13 protein-coding genes are annotated in these 17,315 nt (G+C 74.4%); 7 read left to right on the top strand and 6 right to left on the bottom strand.

Annotated elements, in window-relative coordinates; translation table 11 throughout:
* Positions 1-72: 72 nt before the first annotated feature.
* On the bottom strand, positions 73-1,635 hold the full coding sequence (locus tag ACLFMI_RS09420; RefSeq protein WP_410947378.1) for an ATP-dependent DNA ligase: 1,563 nt from the start codon (positions 1,633-1,635) through the stop codon (positions 73-75).
* Between the two features lie 106 nt (positions 1,636-1,741).
* On the opposite strand from ACLFMI_RS09420, the gene ACLFMI_RS09415 reads away from it, so the two are divergent.
* On the top strand, positions 1,742-4,282 hold the full coding sequence (locus ACLFMI_RS09415) for a DEAD/DEAH box helicase (protein WP_410947377.1): 2,541 nt from the start codon (positions 1,742-1,744) through the stop codon (positions 4,280-4,282).
* Between the two features lie 117 nt (positions 4,283-4,399).
* Positions 4,400-6,532 carry a putative bifunctional diguanylate cyclase/phosphodiesterase gene (locus ACLFMI_RS09410; RefSeq protein WP_410947376.1) on the top strand — a complete coding sequence of 711 codons (2,133 nt, stop codon included), beginning with the start codon at positions 4,400-4,402 and terminating at the stop codon, positions 6,530-6,532.
* 4 nt (positions 6,533-6,536) lie between these two features.
* On the opposite strand, the gene ACLFMI_RS09405 is transcribed toward ACLFMI_RS09410, so the two are convergent.
* Together ACLFMI_RS09405 and ACLFMI_RS09400 are read right to left on the bottom strand one after the other, a co-directional pair.
* Positions 6,537-7,325, bottom strand: a complete 789-nt coding sequence (locus ACLFMI_RS09405) for an LLM class F420-dependent oxidoreductase (protein ID WP_410947375.1) — start codon at positions 7,323-7,325, stop codon at positions 6,537-6,539.
* Positions 7,326-7,439: 114 nt separating this feature from the next.
* Positions 7,440-8,381 carry an alpha/beta hydrolase gene (locus ACLFMI_RS09400; protein WP_410947374.1) on the bottom strand — a complete coding sequence of 314 codons (942 nt, stop codon included), beginning with the start codon at positions 8,379-8,381 and terminating at the stop codon, positions 7,440-7,442.
* A 117-nt stretch (positions 8,382-8,498) separates the two neighbouring features.
* Between ACLFMI_RS09400 and ACLFMI_RS09395 the strand changes: the two genes are divergently transcribed.
* Both ACLFMI_RS09395 and ACLFMI_RS09390 read left to right on the top strand, forming a co-directional pair.
* Entirely contained in the window at positions 8,499-9,422 is a 924-nt protein-coding gene (locus tag ACLFMI_RS09395; protein ID WP_410947373.1) for a hypothetical protein, read from the top strand.
* Positions 9,416-9,769 carry a GntR family transcriptional regulator gene (locus tag ACLFMI_RS09390; protein ID WP_410947372.1) on the top strand — a complete coding sequence of 118 codons (354 nt, stop codon included), beginning with the start codon at positions 9,416-9,418 and terminating at the stop codon, positions 9,767-9,769. Before ACLFMI_RS09395 ends, ACLFMI_RS09390 begins: the two co-directional genes overlap by 7 nt.
* 6 nt (positions 9,770-9,775) lie before the next feature.
* On the opposite strand, the gene ACLFMI_RS09385 is transcribed toward ACLFMI_RS09390, so the two are convergent.
* The gene (locus tag ACLFMI_RS09385; RefSeq protein WP_410947371.1) at positions 9,776-11,014 is read right to left on the bottom strand and encodes an acyl-CoA dehydrogenase family protein; all 1,239 of its coding nucleotides are present in this window, start codon (positions 11,012-11,014) and stop codon (positions 9,776-9,778) included.
* 186 nt (positions 11,015-11,200) lie between these two features.
* On the opposite strand from ACLFMI_RS09385, the gene fdhA reads away from it, so the two are divergent.
* Positions 11,201-12,415, top strand: a complete 1,215-nt coding sequence (gene fdhA / locus ACLFMI_RS09380; RefSeq protein ID WP_410947370.1) for a formaldehyde dehydrogenase, glutathione-independent — start codon at positions 11,201-11,203, stop codon at positions 12,413-12,415.
* Between the two features lie 85 nt (positions 12,416-12,500).
* Here fdhA and ACLFMI_RS09375 read toward each other — a convergent pair whose 3' ends face one another.
* Positions 12,501-13,307, bottom strand: coding sequence for an NAD(P)-dependent oxidoreductase (locus ACLFMI_RS09375; protein ID WP_410947369.1), 807 nt, complete (start codon positions 13,305-13,307; stop codon positions 12,501-12,503).
* 92 nt (positions 13,308-13,399) lie between these two features.
* Here ACLFMI_RS09375 and ACLFMI_RS09370 point away from each other — a divergent pair, with 92 nt between their 5' ends.
* On the top strand, positions 13,400-14,161 hold the full coding sequence (locus ACLFMI_RS09370; protein WP_410947368.1) for an HpcH/HpaI aldolase family protein: 762 nt from the start codon (positions 13,400-13,402) through the stop codon (positions 14,159-14,161).
* Between the two features lie 128 nt (positions 14,162-14,289).
* On the opposite strand, the gene ACLFMI_RS09365 is transcribed toward ACLFMI_RS09370, so the two are convergent.
* Positions 14,290-14,976, bottom strand: a complete 687-nt coding sequence (locus tag ACLFMI_RS09365; RefSeq protein ID WP_410947367.1) for a TetR/AcrR family transcriptional regulator — start codon at positions 14,974-14,976, stop codon at positions 14,290-14,292.
* Positions 14,977-15,177: 201 nt separating this feature from the next.
* Between ACLFMI_RS09365 and ACLFMI_RS09360 the strand changes: the two genes are divergently transcribed.
* On the top strand, positions 15,178-17,298 hold the full coding sequence (locus ACLFMI_RS09360) for an acetate--CoA ligase family protein (RefSeq protein ID WP_410947366.1): 2,121 nt from the start codon (positions 15,178-15,180) through the stop codon (positions 17,296-17,298).
* The last annotated feature ends 17 nt before the right edge of the window (positions 17,299-17,315 follow it).

The following is a 17,315-nucleotide window of genomic DNA, read 5'->3' as shown; positions in this document are numbered from 1 at the left end:
GCTATCCGGATCGGTGCAGCCCCGTCGCGCCCGGGGCGGGCCCGCGACGACGGTCACCACCGGCTCCGTGGCTCAGCTCGCGTCCGGCGCGGCCAGCGGCAGCGTCAGCAGGACGAGCGGGTCGGCAGCGGTGTCCGGACGGTCACCCGGCCGGGTCTCGACGGTGCAGACCGCGCCCGGCCCGAGCCGGACCTGCACTGCTCCCCCGCCCGGGTGCGGCTCGATCCGTTCCTGCACCGCCCGGCGCACCGCCGCGAGCACCGCCAGCGGGGGGACCGGGCTCGCCGGGTCGGTACCGGTGTCGCCCGGCTCGTCGACCTCGGCGGCCAGCCGGGCGCCGAACCGGGTCCGCTCGATCTGCAGGTAGGCGCGCACCGCGGCCAGCTCCTCGTCCAGCCGGATCGCGGCTTCCTCCGCGCGGTCCGCGGCCCGGGACAGGTCGGCGAACCCGAGCAGCAGCTCGCGGGCCCGCGGCGGATCGGTCCGGACCAGGGACGCGATCGTGTTCAGCGTGTTGTAGACGAAGTGCTGCTCCAGCCGCCGGGACAGCGGCCCGTGCCAGGGTCCGGCCGGGACGTCCGGGGTGGTGGGGGCGGCCGTACCACGGGCCGGAGCGGGTGCCGGGGCCGAGCCGCCGTCGGGGCGCGCCGGGGCCGCCGCGGGCGCGCCCGGGTCGACCCCGGCCGCCAGGTCCTCGTCCTGCTCGTCCGGGGCGACCAGTCCCCGCCAGGACGGCAGCGCGAGCCGGCCCGCGGCCGTGCGGCCCCGGTACTCGACGGCGGCGACCAGGCCGGGCTCGAGCCAGCGGGCGTTCTCGGCGACCGTCTCCGGCACGTCGGACGGCGGCCGCTCGGTGCCGGGCGCTGCCAGCACGGTGCGGGCGTCGGCGTCCGCGGCACCGATCCCGACCCGGCCGACGTAGCGCGGCCCGTCCGGACCGGGCAGCGCGAGCAGCACCGCGGCGATCCGCTCCGGGCGACCGGCGGGCGCCCCCCGCGACGCCGGGACCCAGCCCGCGACCAGCACCTGCCGACGCCGGCGCAGCGGCACCCGCAACCAGTTCCGGGTCCGGCGGCCCGGCTGGTACGGCACGTCGAGCCGCTTGAGATGCAGCCCGTCCAGCCCGTACTGCTCGGCGGTGCGCACCACCAGGTCGGCCTCGTCGCGCCCGAACGAGGGCGGCACCAGGATCGCCGGCCCGCCCAGCCCGAGGCCCTCCAGGAGCTCCCGGCGGCGCCGGTAGGTCAGCTCCAACACCCGCCGGCCGTCCGCCCAGAGCAGGTCGGTGACGACGTAACCGACCGGCACCGCGGACCGCAGCGCGTCGTCCGGGGCGACCGTCGCGGTCCGGCGCAGCAGCGGCCCCTTCGACGGCCGGCCCGCCTCGTCCAGCGCGACGACGGTGCCGTCGAGCACCATCCCGCCGGGCGGCGCCTGCTCGCCCAGCACGGCCAGCTCCGGGAACGACCCGGTGATGCTGCGCGCGGTCGAGGACAGCAGCCGGACTCGGCCGGGGCGGGCGTAGGCCACGCAGCGGTGCCCCTCCCAGGCGAACTCCACGGCCCACCGGTCCGGGTCGGTCGCCTCGGCGAGCTCGCCGGCGGCGGGCAGCATGGGCGGCACGAGCTCGGGCATCCCCGACTCCGCCGACCCCCTGGCCCCCACCACGGGGACACCGTAGCCGGGCGTCCTGCGGAGGGCTCCGGGCCTCCGCAGGACCCCCGGGCACACTGGACCCATCATGACGCTCACCGACCGGCTCTCCCGCACCCCTGACGCCGACCCCGCCGACCTGGTCGAGACCTTCGCCGACTGGGCGTTCGACGAGCGGGGCCTGTCGCTCTACCCGGCACAGGAGGAGGCGCTGCTGGAGCTGGTCACCGGTGCGAACGTGATCCTCTCGACGCCGACCGGATCCGGGAAGTCGCTGGTCGCGATCGGGGCGCACGCCGCAGCGCTGTCCCGCGGCGAGCGCACCTTCTACACCGCGCCGATCAAGGCACTGGTCAGCGAGAAGTTCTTCGCGCTGTGCGAGGTGTTCGGCGCGGACAAGGTCGGGATGCTCACCGGCGACGCCGCGGTCAACGAGAAGGCCCCGATCATCTGCTGCACCGCGGAGATCCTGGCGAACCTGGCGCTGCGCACCGGCTCCGGTGCGGACGTCGGCTCGGTGGTGATGGACGAGTTCCACTTCTACGCCGACCCGGCCCGCGGCTGGGCCTGGCAGGTGCCGATCGTCGAGCTGCCGCAGGCGCAGTTCGTGCTGATGAGCGCCACGCTGGGCGACACGTCGTTCTTCGCCGAGGACCTGACCCGGCGCACCGGCCGGGAGACCGCGCAGATCACCTCGGTCCAGCGGCCGGTCCCGCTGCACTTCCGCTACGTCGTCGAGCCGCTGCACGAGACGCTGGCCGAGCTGCTGGAGACCCGCGAGGCGCCGGTCTACGTCGTGCACTTCACCCAGCAGGCCGCCGTCGAGCGGGCGCAGGCGCTGACGAGCGTCAACGTCACGTCCAAGGAGGACAAGGCCGCGATCGCCGAGACGATCGGGGCGTTCCGGTTCTCCTCCGGGTTCGGCCGGACGCTGTCCCGGCTGGTCCGGCACGGGATCGGGGTGCACCACGCCGGGATGCTGCCGCGCTACCGGCGGCTGGTGGAGACCCTGGCCCAGGCCGGGCTGCTCAAGGTCATCTGCGGGACCGACACGCTCGGCGTCGGGATCAACGTGCCGATCCGGACCGTGCTGTTCACGGCGCTCTCCAAGTACGACGGCCGCCGGGTGCGCCCGCTCAAGGCCCGCGAGTTCCACCAGATCGCCGGGCGGGCCGGCCGGGCGGGCTACGACACGGTCGGCACGGTCGTCGCGCAGGCCCCCGAGCACGACATCGAGAACGCCAAGGCGCTCGCCAAGGCCGGGGACGACCCGAAGAAGCGCCGCAAGGTTGCACGCAAGCAGCCCCCGGAGGGGTTCGTCGGCTGGTCCGAGACGTCCTACGAGAAGCTGCAGCAGGCCCGGCCCGAGGCGCTGACCAGCCATTTCGCGGTCACCCATGCGATGCTGCTGAACGTGGTCAGCCGCGGCGGCGACACCTACGCGGCGATGGAACACCTGCTCACCGACAACCACGAGCCGCGCAAGCGGCAGCGCACGCACATGCTCCGTGCGATCGCGATCTACCGGGCGCTGCGCACCGCGGGGGTCGTCGAGGAGTACGACGAGCCCGGCGCCACCCGCCGCCGGGTGCGGGTGGTCGACGAGCTGCAGCTGGACTTCGCGTTGAACCAGCCCCTGTCGCCGTTCGCGCTGGCGGCGTTCGAGCTGCTCGACAAGGAGTCCCCGGACTACGCCCTGGACGTGCTCTCGGTCGTCGAGTCCACGCTGGACGACCCCCGCCAGGTGCTGGCCGCGCAGCAGAACAAGGCGCGCGGCGAGGCGGTCGCGGCGATGAAGGCCGAGGGGCTGGAGTACGAGGAGCGGATGGCCCGGCTGGAGGACGTCACCCACCCGAAGCCGCTGGCGGAGATGCTCGAGGCCGCGCTGGAGTCCTACCGGCGCGGCGCGCCCTGGGTCGCCGACGCCGTGCTGTCGCCGAAGTCGGTGGTGCGGGACATGAGCGAGCGGGCGATGACGTTCACCGAGTACGTCTCGCACTACCAGCTCGCTCGTTCCGAGGGCCTGGTCCTGCGCTACCTGGCCGACGCCTACCGCGCACTGCGCCAGACCGTCCCCGAGCACGCCCGCACCGAGGAGCTCACCGACCTCATCGAGTGGCTGGGCGAGCTGGTCCGCCAGACCGACTCCTCGCTGCTCGACGAGTGGGAGAAGCTCGCCGCCGGGGCCGACAGCGAGGCCGCCGGGGGCGAGGTGACCCCGCCCGGGGCGGAGGTCGGCGTCGCGGCGCCGGCCGGGGTCTCCGGCAACGCCCGGGCGTTCCGGGTGCTGGTCCGCAACGCGCTGTTCCGCCGGGTCGAGCTGGCCGCGCTGGGCCGCTACGCCGAGCTCGGCGAGCTCGACGCCGACGCCGGCTGGTCCGCGCAGCGCTGGCGGGAGGCGCTGGAGCCCTACTTCGAGATCCACGACCGGATCGGGTTCGGCCCGGACGCCCGCGGCCCGGAACTGTTCGACCTCACCGAGGAGACCGACCGCTGGCTGGTCCGCCAGGTACTCGACGACCCGGCGGGCGACCGGGACTGGGCGATCACCGCCGAGATCGACCTGGCTGCCTCGGACGAGGCCGGGGAGACCGTCGTCTGGGTGACGGCGGTGACCGACCGGACCTGAACGGATCACTCGGGGAGGTGACACGCTCCCCCGGTCGGCCGCATCCGCACCCCGGGATCGGTTACGGTGTTCAGCGATCACGGGGCACTTCCCCACCGGATGAACGGGGGTCGGTGGATGCGCCACGCCGCGGACGGGGCCGCCGGAGGGGATCCCCTCGCCGGTGCCGCGCTCCCGGATCCGGACCTGCTGTGCGGACGCTGGTGCGCCGAGCTGGCCGGTCGCACCCCGCTGGCGCCCGGGGACCTGTCGCCGCTGGTCGGCCGGCTGGTCGCGGCCGTGCACGATGCCGCGGCGGCCCTCGAACACGATCCGTCGGGCCCCGCCGGGGCGGCCCGGGACCTGGTGCGATCCCGGCTCACCGACCCCGGCCTGCTGGAGGCCGTCCAGGTCCTGGTGGGCGACGCGCTGGCCCCGGCCGCGGACACCCCGGGCCGGGTCAGGCGACTGACCGCGGTGCAGGCCGCGCTCGCCGGCGGGTTCACCACCGCGCTGCGACTGCAGGTGCTGACCGAGCACGAGCAGATCACCGCCGCGGCGCTGGAGGCACGCACGGCCGCCGAGCAGGCCCGCGGCGAGTCCGAGTCCCGGTTCGCGGCGATCTTCGACTCGGCCGCGGTCGGGGTGGTCGTGTTCGACCCGCTCGGCCACTCGCCGGTGGCCAACGAGGCCGCCGCCGGCATCGTCGGCTACAGCCGCGAGCAGCTGACCCGGATGGCCGTGCACGACTTCATCTCCCCGGAGGACGCACCGGAGGTGTGGGCCGAACGGCCCCGGCTGCTGGACGGGTCGCTGGACCGGCTGCAGGTGGTCCTGCCGTTGCGGCGCGGGGACGACACCCGGATCTGGGTCGACGCCGTGGTCACCCCGCTGCGCGAGCCGGGCCGGCCGGCCACCCACCTGATGGCGGTGTTGCAAGACGTCACCGACCAGGTGGAGCTGAAGCAGCGGCTGGAGCACCAGGCCTCGCACGATCCGCTGACCGGGCTGCCCAACCGCTCGCTGTTCTTCGACCGGCTGGCCGCGGCGATCTCCGGGGTGCGGTCGGAACGGGACCGGCCCGGGGTCTGCTACCTGGACCTGGACGGGTTCAAGGTCGTCAACGACACCCTCGGGCACCAGGCCGGCGACCGGTTGTTGCAGGTGCTCGCGGAGCGGCTGCGCCGCACCCTGGAACCGGACGGGCACCTGGTGGCCCGGATGGGTGGCGACGAGTTCGTGGTGCTGCTCGAGTGCCCGGACCGGGCCGTGCTCGAGCAGGTCGCCGGCACCGCGCTGGACACCGTGCGGCGCCCGGTCCGGATCGACGGGCGCGACATCGTCATCTCGGCCAGCGTCGGCGTCGTCCGGCACGACGGTGAGCTGGGTCCGGACGAGATCATGCAGGCAGCCGACACCACCCTCTACTCCGCCAAGCGGGCCGGCCGCGGCCGCTACGTGGTCTACGACCAGGAGCGGCACCGCTCCGACGTCCGCCGGTTCGAGCTGTCGTCGCAGATGCCGGAGGCGTTGCGCCGCGACGACTTCGTGGTCGTCTACCAGCCGCTGGTGCGGCTGGCCGACGAGCGGACGATCGGGGTCGAGGCGCTGGTGCGCTGGCAGCGCCCGGACGGCGAGCTGCTCGGCCCGGACCGGTTCATCCCGCTGGCCGAGGAGACCGGCCTGGTCGTCCCGCTGGGCCGGCGGGTGCTCGACGAGGCCTGCCGGCAGGGCCGGGTGTGGGCCGACGCGCACCCCGAGCAGCCGCTGCTGATCAGCGTGAACGTGGCGGCCCGCCAGATCGGCGAGTCCGACCTGGTCGCCGACGTCGCCGCGACCCTGGAGCGACACGACTGGCCCGCCGAGCGGCTGCAGATCGAGCTGACCGAGAGCGACCTGATGGGAGGCTCCGGGCGACCGTCGGCCACGCTGCGCGAGCTGGACCGGATGGGCGTGCGGATCGCGATCGACGACTTCGGCACCGGCTACTCGAACCTGGCCTACCTGCGCCACCTTCCGGTGCGCGTGCTCAAGCTGGCCGGGCACTTCCTGGCCGGGTCGGCCGAGCGCGACGACGTCATCCTGCGCACCCTGATCCAGCTCTCCTCGGCACTGGACCTGGAGGTCACCGCGGAGGCGGTGGAGACCGCCGAGCAGGCGAAGCTGCTGCGCGACTACGGCTGCGCGAACGCGCAGGGCTGGTACTACGCCCCCGCCGTGACGCCGGACCGGGTCCCGGACCTGATCCGGGACCCGTTCCTGGGCTCCTGACCGTTCAGCCGTTGCGCTCGTCGCGCCAGGCGATCCACTCCTTGAGCAGGCCCAGGTCGTAGCCGGGCCCGTCGCCGTCCTGGCCGACGGTGAACAGCCGGACGCCGGCGTCGTGCAGCCCGGGGCCGACCTCCTCCGGGGCGCCCTCGACGGCGGCCGAGCGCTCGATCTCCGCGGGGTCGCGCCCGATGTCACGGCAGTGCCCGTCGAGCACGGCGCACTTGTGCGTGACGGTCTCCGCGTCGCCGAAGCCGTGCCAGATGGTGGCGTGCTCGGCGGCGTAGCGCAGCGTCTTCTTCTCGCCCCCGCCGCCGATCAGGACCGGGATGTCCCGGGTCGGGGCCGGATTGAGCCTCTGCCAGCGGGAGCGGATCCGGGGCAGCGCCGCGCCCAGGTCGTTCAGCCGGCCGCCGGCGGTGCCGAACTCGTAGCCGTACTCGTCGTAGTCGCGGCGGAACCAGCCCGACCCGATGCCCAGGATCAACCGGCCGCCGGAGATGTGGTCGACGGTGCGGGCCATGTCGGCCAGCAGATCGGGGTTGCGGTAGCTGTTGCACGTCACCAGGGCGCCGATCTGCACCCGCGAGGTGGCTTCCGCCCAGGCGCCGAGCATGGTCCAGCACTCGAAGTGCTTGCCGTCGGGCTCGCCGTAGAGCGGGAAGAAGTGGTCCCAGTTGAACACCACGTCGGCGCCGGCCTCCTCGGCGGCGGCGACGGTGCGGCGGATGTCGGCGTAGTCGGCGTGCTGGGGCTGCAGCTGCAGCCCGATCCGGACGGGACGGGAGTCGTTCATGAGCCCATCCTCGCCCCGGCCCCTGCGGCCCGCAGGTCCGGAGCCGTCACCCGGAGATCGCCGGGATCGTGCCCGGAGCATCGGTGTGCGGCCGCCCCGTCACGACCCCGGCGATCACGGCGCGGGCGGCGACAGCAGGGCGGCGACAGCGTCCAGGGACTTCTCGGCAGCCGTCTCGGCGGCCTCGACCGCGCCGAGGAACGCGACGTAGCCGTGGATCAGCCCGGGCCCCTCGACCCGGGTGACCGGCACGCCCGCGGCCGCCAGCGCGTCGGCCCAGTCCCGGCCCTCGTCGTGCAGCGGGTCGAACTCCGCGGTCGCCACCACCGCGGGCGCGACGCCGGACGGATCGGCCGAGGTGTCGGAGCCCAGCGGCGCCACCTCCGGGTCGGCCACGGCGTCGCCGGAGAGGTACAGCTCCCAGAACCAGCGCATCGCGTCCGCGGTGAGGAAGTAGCCCTCGGCGTTGTCCTGCATGGACGGTGTCGCGCAGGCCGGGTCGAGTGCCGGGTAGAACAGCAGCTGCGCGGCCAGGTCCGGGCCTCCGCGGTCCCGGGCGCGCAGCGCCAGCCCGGCGGCGAGAGACGCGCCTGCACTGTCCCCGGCCACCCCGAGCGGCCGGTCCGGATACCGGCCGGCGACGGCCAGCAGGGCGGCCCAGGCGTCGTCGATCGGGGCGGGGTGCGGGTGCTCGGGCGCCAGCCGGTAGTCCACCGCGACGACCACGGCGCCGGTCGTGTTGGCCACCCGCCGGCACACCGGATCGTGAGTGACCAGGTCGCCCAGCACCCAGCCGCCGCCGTGCAGGTAGAGCAGCACTCCGCCACGGTCGTCGGTCGGGACGTAGGTGCGCACCGGAACCGGCCCCGCGGGCCCCTCGACGGTCCCGTCGGTCACCGCGGCGACCTGCTCGGGCACGAAGTCCGGGCCACGCCGCGCGGTGGCCAGCGCCCGGTAGTGCTTCCGGGTGGTGACCGCGTCCTCGCGGACCAGCGGCAGCGCGCCGGCGCTCTGCAGGGTGTCCAGCACGGTCCGGAACTCGGGATCCAGCGGCATGATCCGCACGCTATCCCGCGACCGGCGGCCGCGGAAGTTCGTTTGTTCTAGTACATTGCAAACAAGTCAGCACTGCGTACCGGAACTCAGCACTGCGCACCGGAACGAGGACCTGCGATGGCCGACCCGGAAGTCCGCACCACCCGCCGTCGCACGCTGGTGGCGATCGTCGGCGCAGGGGCAGGCATCATCGCCGGGCTCGGCACCGCCGCGGCCGCCGGCGACCGGGGGCAGACCGGCCCCGCCTCCACGGTGGCGCTGCTGATGGTCGTCCTGTTCGGCACCGGGCTGGTCTTGGCCGTCGCTCTCGGTGCGGCCCATCAGCGCGAGCAGGCGGCGTCGACGTGGGGCCTGGTGCCGCTCGGCGTCTGGTGGCCCGGTGCGGAGCTGGTCGACCTACCGGTGGCGTGGTGGGTGGTCCTCGTCCCGGTCGCCTCCGGCGTGGCGTACCTGCTCGGACGGTTCCTGGCCGGCCCCGACCCCGTTCGGCCGGCGTCCGGACGGCCGCCCGCGGACGCCGTGCGGGTACCGGTGTCGTCCGGGGAACGGTTGGTCTGGGCCCGCTCGCTCACCTCCCGGCCCGCCCTGCTGCTCGCCGCGTTCGTGGCGGCCGCGGCCGCGGTGCAGTTCTGGTCAGCCGCGTACGGCACCCCGCAGAGCGCCGTCGCGGGCGCGTTCATGACAGCCGCGGCGTGCTGGGCCCTGCTCACGTCGTACGCCCGGGTCCGGGTCGGCGCCGACGGAGTGCGGGTGGAGCAGCCGCTGCTGCGCCGCGACCTCGCCACGGCCCCGATCGGCGAGGTCGTGCAGGCACGGGCGGTGCAGCTCGACCCGTACCGGCTGCGCTGGAACGAGTACGGGGTGCTCCGGTCCCGCGGCGTCTCCGGGTTCCGCGCCACGCGCCGCGGCCGGGCGCTGGCTCTCGATCTGACCGGCGGCCGGGAGTTCCTGGTCACCGTGCCGGACGCGGACACGGCCGCCGGCCTGATCAACGCCGAGCTGGACCGCCAGCGGTCCGGGGAGGGGGATCTCCGGTGCTGATCCGGGTGGACCCGTCGTCCCCGGTCCCGCTCGGCGACCAGGTCGCGGCCTCGGTGCGGCGTGCCGTCGCCGACGGGCACGCCGCACCCGGCGACCGGCTCCCGCCGGCCCGCGAGGTGGCCGCGTCACTGGAGATCAACGTGCACACAGTGCTGCGCGGCTACCAGCAGCTGCGCGACGAGGGGTTGGTCGACCTGCGCCGCGGCCGGGGTGCGGTGCTGACCGCCCGGGCGACCGGCGAGCGCGCGGAGCTGGACCGCAAGGCTGCCGAGCTCGCCGCGCTGGCCCGCCGGCTCGGGCTCGGCGAGTCCGATGTGCTCGGTGCGGTCCGGGCCGCGCTCCGCTGACCGGTCTCATCCCAGCGGGCTGCGCGGCAGCAGCCGGTCCGCGATGATCTTGCGCTGGATCTCGCTGGTGCCCTCGAAGATCGTGGTGAGCCGGGCGTCCCGCCAATGCCGCTCGACCTGGTGCTCGGTGGTGTACCCGTTCCCGCCGTGCAGCTGGATGCCGTCCGCGGTGACCTCCGCGGCCATCTCGGTAGCCATCAGCTTCACCATCGCGGCCTCCCGAGCGCCCGCCTCGGCTGCCTCGGTGCTCGCTCCGCCTGCGCTCCGCTCGGTATCCAGCCGGTGCGCCACGTGCTGGTAGAAAGAGCGCGCCTGCTCGACCCGGGCCGCCATCGTGGCGAGAGTGAACCGGACCGCCTGGAAGTCGCTGATCGGGTGCTCGAACTGACGGCGCTGCTGCAGGTAGACGACGCAGTCCTCGACCGCGGCGCGGGCCAGTCCGACCGCGCGGGCCGCGGTGTGCACCCGCGCGATGTTCAGCCACGCCTGCGCGTCGGCGAAGCCCTCCCCACCACTGCCGAGCTGGTTGGCCACCGGGACCCGCAGGCCGTCGAACTCGAGGTCCCAGGTGACGAACCCGTGGTAGCCGATCTTGTCGATCGTGGTGCCGGTGAGGCCGTCCGGGAAGCTGTCCCGCTCCTTCTCGACGACGACCGTGGCCAGTCCCGCCGAGCGCTTCTCCCCCGGCTCCGGGTCGTCGGTGCGCACCAGGACCTGGATGAAATCGGCAGCCCGGGCGTTGCCGGTCCAGCGCTTCCGGCCGGTGATCACGAAGTCGTCGCCGTCCCGGACGGCGCGGGTCTCCACCGCGGCCAGGTCCGAACCGGCGTCCGGCTCGGAGAGCGCGATCGCGCCGATCCACTGCCCGCGGGCGCTGCGCCGCAGCAGCTCGGCGCGGCGGTCGGGATCCGCGACACCGGTGCCGGCGCCCTGCGCGCGGGCGATGATCGACCCGACGCTCATCCAGGCCCTGGCCAGCTCCTCGGCGACCATGCAGTACTCGAACGCGCCCAGGCCCAGCCCGCCGTGCCCGGTCGGCACGGTGATCCCGAAGAATCCGAGCTCGCCCATCTCGTCGAGCAGCGAGCGTGGGATCTCGCCCTTGCGCGGGTCCAGCTCGTCGGCGACCGGGAGCACCCGGGACATCGCGAACTCCCGGGCTCGCTGCTGCAGTGCCTCCCGCTCGGGGGTGTGGTGCGGCGTGGCCAGGACCGGGATCGGCGGTTCGATGAACTCGTCGGTCATCCGGGCAGTATCGGGCCCCGGGCTCCCCTCTGCCGACCCGGAGCGCGGAGCGGCCGGTCCTCGCCACGAAGGTGTGGTCTGTGCCACGGTCGGACATCGGCGGTGCGGCCGGAGGGCAGGCGGGCCCCGGCGCGACGCCGGCCGGTCCGTGCCCGCGGCCCGGCGCCCGCAGCGAAGGGATCGGACATGTCCGACAACCGTGTCGTCGTCTACAAGGGACCGGGCGAGGTCGCCGTCGAGTCGATCGACTATCCCCGGCTCGAGCTCCCGACCGACGTCGTCGACGGCCTGAAGATCAAGCGAAAGGCCCCGCACGCCGCCATTCTGAAGATCGTCACCACGAACATCTGCGGCTCCGACCAGCACATGGTCCGCGGCCGCACCACCGCCCCGGTCGGGCAGACGCTCGGCCACGAGATCACCGGTGAGGTCGTCGAGGTCGGTGACGACGTGCTGTTCGCGAACGTCGGCGACATCTGCTCGGTGCCGTTCAACATCGCCTGCGGGCGCTGCCGGATGTGCGACGAGGGCAAGACCGGGGTCTGCCTGAACGTCAACCCGGCCCGGCCGGGCGCCGCCTACGGCTACGTCGACATGGGCGGCTGGGTCGGCGGCCAGGCCGAGTACGTGATGGTGCCGTTCGCGGACTTCAACCTGCTGCGGTTCCCGGACCGGGACCAGGCGCTGGACAAGATCCTCGACCTGACGATGCTGTCCGACATCTTCCCCACCGGCTACCACGGCGCGGTCACCGCCGGCGTCACCACCGGGTCGACCGTCTACGTGGCCGGAGCGGGCCCGGTCGGGCTGGCCGCGGCACACGCCGCGCAGCTGCTCGGCGCGTCCGCCGTGGTCGTCGGCGACATGATCGGCTCGCGGCTGCAGCAGGCCCGCAGCTTCGGCTGCGAGACCGTCGACCTCTCCGCCGGCGGCACCCTGCCCGAGCAGCTGGAGCAGCTGCTCGGTGAGCCGGTGGTGGACGCCGCGATCGACGCCGTCGGGTTCGAGGCCCGCGGGCACGGCAGGGACGCCGGCGAGGCCCCGGCCACCGTGCTGAACTCGATCATGGAAGCCACCCGGGTCGGCGGCGGGCTGGGCATCCCCGGCCTGTACGTCACCGGGGATCCGGGCGCGGTCGACGACCACGCCAAGGAGGGCACCCTCGGCGTCCGGATCGGACTCGGCTGGGCCAAGTCGCACACGTTCGCGACCGGCCAGTGCCCGGTGAAGCAGTACAACCGGCAGCTGATGAACGCGATCCTCTCCGGCCGGGCCCGGATCGCCGAGGCCGTCAACGCCACGACGATCTCGCTGGACGACGCCCCGCGCGGCTACCGGGAGTTCGACGGCGGCGCCTCGCAGAAGTTCGTGATCGACCCGCACGGCTCGGTCGCGGCCTGATCCGTCCGCGCCTGCCCGGCGCCCCGGATGTCCCGAGGGGCACCCTCGCCTCCACCAGGCTCCGAGGGGCCTCTCGGGACCGGGGTCAGCCGCCGGCGCGCCGGTACAGCTCGGCGGCGGCGCGGGAGAAGCCGTCCGGGACGTCGACGGCGGCCAGCGCGTCGGCGGCCTCCTCCATCTCGCCCGCCCAGCGCCACCCCTTGGCCGCGGCCTTCGCCCGGACGTCGGCCAGCGCCGCCGCATGGCCGCCGGTGCGCTCCAGCTCGCCGTGCAGGGCCTCGGTGACGCCGAACCGGGCCGCGGCCTCCTCCATCGCCAGCCACACCGTGGGCAGGGCCTTGCTCTGCAGCGCGAAGCAGACCTTGAGCCCGCTCGCGGTGCCGACGTCGGCGGCGCCGGTGCCCAGCACCCGGGCCTCGAACGCGGAGCCCTCGAGCAGGTCCGCGACGGCGTCGGCACCCGGGCCGGACAGCCACAGCACGGTGGTGCCGCGTTCCCAGGCCGGCGGGCCGATCACCGCGGCGTCGCACACCCGGTCCGGGCCGAGCAGCGCGGCGATCTCCCGGACGGTGTCCGGCGCGACCGCGTTCGCGTCGACGTACAGCGGCGGGTCGGGGCGCCCGGCGGCGCCGGCCGCCACCTGCTCCGCGACCTCGCGTGCGGCGTGCGGCGGGCAGATCGAGACGATCACGTGCGCCCGCCGGGCCAGCTCCGCGACGTCCGGCACGGCGATCAGGTCCGCGAGCTCGGCCCGCTTGGCCGTCGCGTGCGAGCGGCCGGCGTCGGCCCAGATCACCGCTCCTGCGCGGGTCTTCAGCGCGGAGCCCAGTGCGGCACCCATCGCGCCCGGGTGCAGGATCCCGATCACCGGGCGGGACGGCAGCGTCGGCATGGGAACCGATGATGCCGTCCGGACCGCGGGCGGCGGGCGCCGGCCCTGGTCCCGCACTGGCGCGCCGCGGCCGTACGCGGCACGGTCGGTCCATGAGCGACGCGCGCACCCCGGGACCCGATACCACGTTCACCGGCGACGCCGTCGGCGGCTGGCTGCAGCTCCCCTCCCCCGCCGTTGCCGAGGTGATCGGCTCGGTCGGGTTCGACCTGGTCTGTGTCGACACACAGCACGGCCTGATCGGCGACGACACCGTCCTCGGCATGCTGCAGGCGCTGACCGCGACCGGCACCCGCTCCCTGGTGCGGGTACCCGGGCACGGCCCGGAACCGGTCGGGCGGGCGCTCGACCGGGGCGCCGACGGCGTGATCGTCCCGCTGGTGAACACCGCCGAGCAGGCCTCCGCCGCGGTCGCAGCCTGCCGGTTCCCGCCGGACGGCGGTGTGCGCAGCTTCGGCCCGGTGCGCCCGTCCTGGCGGGGTGGCGACCCGCTCGCCCCGGGACGCTGCGTGGTGATGGTGGAGACGACCGAGGCCGTCAGGAACCTGGACGCGATCCTCGGCGTCGAGGGGGTGGACGCGGTCTTCGTCGGCCCGTCCGACCTCGCCCTGGCACACGGGATGCCGATCGCCGCGCAGCACGACGGCGGGCCGGGCTCGGCCGAGTACACCGACCTGCTCCGGGGGATCTTCGACCGGTGCGCCGCGGCGGGCGTCCCGGCCGGGATCTACTGCGACACCCCGGAGCACGTGCACCGGTTCCGCCGCCTCGGCGCCACCTTCGCCTTCCTCGGCGCCGAGCAGGCGATGCTGCGCGCCGCCGCCCTCGACGCCCTGTCAGCGAGCCGCGCCTGAACGATCCGCTGCGTCACACCCGTTCGCCGCACCACACACCCGCTGCATCAGGCGAGTCGAGTAGCGATCGGGGGTGAGGCCTACAAGACGAGCCGGGTGACCGGCTGCCCCCGATCACGCCGCCCGGTTCAGGGGAGGGGCAGCCCGAGCGATCGCCCCCACAGCCGGGTCAGCACGGCGACCGATTCCTCCTCATCGTGCTCCTGTCCGAGCACCAGCCAGAAGTACACGTACTGGGTGACCATCGAGTTGAGCGCGTGCGAGGCCAGCACCGGGTCGAGATCTACATCGGCGAGCCCCCACTCCTGCAGCCGCCGGATCCCCGTCTCGGCCCGGGACACCGAGCGTGCCCGCAGCTCGAGCCGGTAGCGACGCATCTCCTCGTCGAACGAGGCGACCTGCTCGAACAGCGCCAGAAGCTTCCGGTCCCGGCGGAACAGGCCCAAGTAGCGGCGGTTCCCGCGTTCGATCCGGTCCCATGCCTCATCGACCGTCGGTACCCGGCCGTCGTGTGGGTGCGCCGGCCGTTCCGGCGCGTAGAGGCCGGTTTCCATCACCTCGTTGACAAGGGTGCGGAACACGTCGGATTTGGAGTCGAAGTAGGTGTAGAAGCTGCCGTGGCCGGTTCCCGCGGTCGCGGCGACGTCGGCCACTCGAGCGTCGAGGAACCCGTCCCGTTCGAAGACCGTCCGTGCCCCGTCGAGCAGCAGCGATCGGGTCCGGCGACCGCGTGCGGTGCTCGGCATCGCCCCGACGTGCGCCCTGCGGCGGCTGCCCACCCCGCTACCGGTGGGGCTCGACGCCTGCTCGGTCACCTGTTACTCCCCTCGGCCGCGCCGAGGATGGCACAGGGATCCGTCATCCGAAAGACTTGTAGTCGATATCGACGTCAACTTACGGTGAGACCGGGGTCACTGGTCCGAACGACCGCATCGGTGCCCCACCGGCACGCACGTCGATCCACCCGTCCGGACGACGGGCGTGCGGCGGTGCCCTGCGACGAGGAGGTCCAGGAAGTGACGGAGTCCGTCGACGCCACCCGGCCGGATGCGACCGGTGACCCCATCGTGTGGGACCGCGTGTTCCGGCCCCGATCGGTGGCCGTGCTGGGGGCCACCGGGCGTCCGGACAGCCCGATGGGACGGCCGTTGCGCTGGCTCGCCGAGCGGGGGTTCGACGGGGCGATCTGGCCGGTCAACCCGAAGTACGACGAGCTGGCCGGCCTGCCGTGCTACCCGTCGCTGTCCGCGCTTCCCGGTCCCGTCGACCTGGTGCTGGCCATGGCCCCGGCGACGCAGGCACCGGGGGCCGTACGGGACGCGGGTGCCGCGGGTGCGGCCGCAGTGATCGTCTTCGCCTCCGGCTTCGCCGAGGTCGGGCCGGACGGTGCGGCGCTGCAGCGTGAGCTGGTCCGGGCCGGACGTGAGTCAGGGGTGCGCGTGCTCGGCCCGAACTGTCAGGGGGTGCTCTACACGCCCGGTCGCCTGTTCGCGACGTTTACCGCCGCGGCCGAGCGCCCGCTGGAGGGCAGCTCGGGTATCGCCTACGTCGGTCAGAGCGGCGCCGTCGGGGGCTCGGTGCTCGACATCGCCGCCGCGCAGGGACTCGACCTGACGGCCTGGGTGAGCACCGGCAACCAGGCCGATGTCGACATCACCGAGATCGGCCGGTACCTGGTCCGCGAGTCCGAGGTGTCGGTGCTCGCGGTCTACCTGGAGTCGATCCAGGACGGCGCCGCGTACGAGCGGCTCGCCGTGGAGGCGGCGCGGGCCGGTACGGCGCTGGTCGTGCTGCGTTCCGGACGCTCGGACGCCGGCCGGCGCGCCGCCGTCTCGCACACCGGGGCGATGCTCGGCGACGGCACCGCGTTCCGGCTGGTCTCGGTGCGGAACGGCGTCGTCCTGGTGGATGACGTGGAAGAGTTGCTCGCCGCCGCGACCGCGCTGCGCGGGCAGCCCCGCCCGGCCGGGCGCCGGGTCGCCGCGGTGACCACGTCCGGCGGGGCCGGGATCCTCGCCGCCGACCGATGCGCGGGCCATGACCTGACGCTGCCCGAGCTGGCGCCGGAGACCCGGGAGAAGCTCGCCCGGATCGTTCCCGCGTTCGGGGCGCTGGCCAATCCGGTCGACGTCACCGCCCAGCTGTTCATCCAGGAGGGCCGCGCGTTCGGCGACGTCTGCTCGATCGTCTGCGCCGACCCGTCCGTGGACGCGCTGATGGTGCTGCTGACGATGGTCGTCGGCGACGAGGGCGTCGAGCTCGCCGAGGACCTCGCGGGGGCGATGGCCGGGAGCGACGTGCCCTGTTCGGTGGTGTGGCTGGCGGGCCCGGACCGGACCACGGCCGCCCGTGACGTGCTGCGCGCCGCCGGGATCCCGGTGTTCTCCTCGATCGCGGTCGCTGCGAAGGTCGCGGCGGAGCTCGTCCCGGAGCCGGTCGCACCCGGGCCGACGACGGTGTCCCCGCCCGCCTCACCGCCCGTGTCCTCCGCCGCAAGCTCGGTCCCGGACGGCTGGGGCCTGCTCGAGGAGATCGGCGTCCGGACACCTCGTGCGATGCCGGTGCAGACCAGCGACGAGGCTGTCCACGCCGCGCGCGAGCTGGCCGGACAGGACGGGAGTGTCGTCCTGAAGGCGGTGGCGCCCGGGGTCGAGCACAAGACCGAGGCCGGCGGCGTGCGGCTCGGCGTGCCGGTCGACCGGGCCGCGGAGGTGGTCGACCAGCTCGCCGCCGGAGTTCCCGGACTGGAGTCGGTACTCGTGCAGGAGGCCGTCCGGCCCGGGCTGGAACTGCTGGTCGGCGTCGCCGGCGGCCACGACGGGTGGCCGCCGGTGCTCACCGTCGGGCTCGGCGGCACCGCGACCGAGGTGCACCGCGACGTCGCCACCGCGCTCGCGCCGATCTCCCCCGACGACGCCCGTGCGCTGCTGTACCGGCTGCGCTCCTGGCCGCTGCTCGCCGGGCACCGCGGCACCCCGCCCCGCGACGTCGACGGCGTCGTCGACGTGCTGGTGCGGCTCGGCGCCGCGGTCGCAGAACGGACGGACATCGCCGAATTGGAGATCAACCCGCTGATCGTCGGCCCGGCCGGGGACGGCGCCGTCGCCGTCGACGTGCTGGTCACCCTCACCGCCTGACCCACCCACAACCACCC

The organism is Pseudonocardia nantongensis (assembly GCF_046546495.1).
Lineage (GTDB): Bacteria > Actinomycetota > Actinomycetes > Mycobacteriales > Pseudonocardiaceae > Pseudonocardia > Pseudonocardia nantongensis.
Note: the sequence above shows the minus strand (reverse complement) of the source record. Positions and strands in the feature narration are given on the sequence as shown.

Coding starts and splice junctions, on each gene's coding strand:
- ACLFMI_RS09375 (WP_410947369.1), bottom strand. CDS start 13,307: ATGCCGACGCTGCCGTCCCGCCCGGTGATCGGGATCCTGCACCCGGGC.
- ACLFMI_RS09410 (WP_410947376.1), top strand. CDS start 4,400: ATGCGCCACGCCGCGGACGGGGCCGCCGGAGGGGATCCCCTCGCCGGT.
- ACLFMI_RS09395 (WP_410947373.1), top strand. CDS start 8,499: ATGGCCGACCCGGAAGTCCGCACCACCCGCCGTCGCACGCTGGTGGCG.
- fdhA (WP_410947370.1), top strand. CDS start 11,201: ATGTCCGACAACCGTGTCGTCGTCTACAAGGGACCGGGCGAGGTCGCC.
- ACLFMI_RS09415 (WP_410947377.1), top strand. CDS start 1,742: ATGACGCTCACCGACCGGCTCTCCCGCACCCCTGACGCCGACCCCGCC.
- ACLFMI_RS09405 (WP_410947375.1), bottom strand. CDS start 7,325: ATGAACGACTCCCGTCCCGTCCGGATCGGGCTGCAGCTGCAGCCCCAG.
- ACLFMI_RS09420 (WP_410947378.1), bottom strand. CDS start 1,635: ATGCCCGAGCTCGTGCCGCCCATGCTGCCCGCCGCCGGCGAGCTCGCC.
- ACLFMI_RS09385 (WP_410947371.1), bottom strand. CDS start 11,014: ATGACCGACGAGTTCATCGAACCGCCGATCCCGGTCCTGGCCACGCCG.
- ACLFMI_RS09400 (WP_410947374.1), bottom strand. CDS start 8,381: ATGCCGCTGGATCCCGAGTTCCGGACCGTGCTGGACACCCTGCAGAGC.
- ACLFMI_RS09370 (WP_410947368.1), top strand. CDS start 13,400: ATGAGCGACGCGCGCACCCCGGGACCCGATACCACGTTCACCGGCGAC.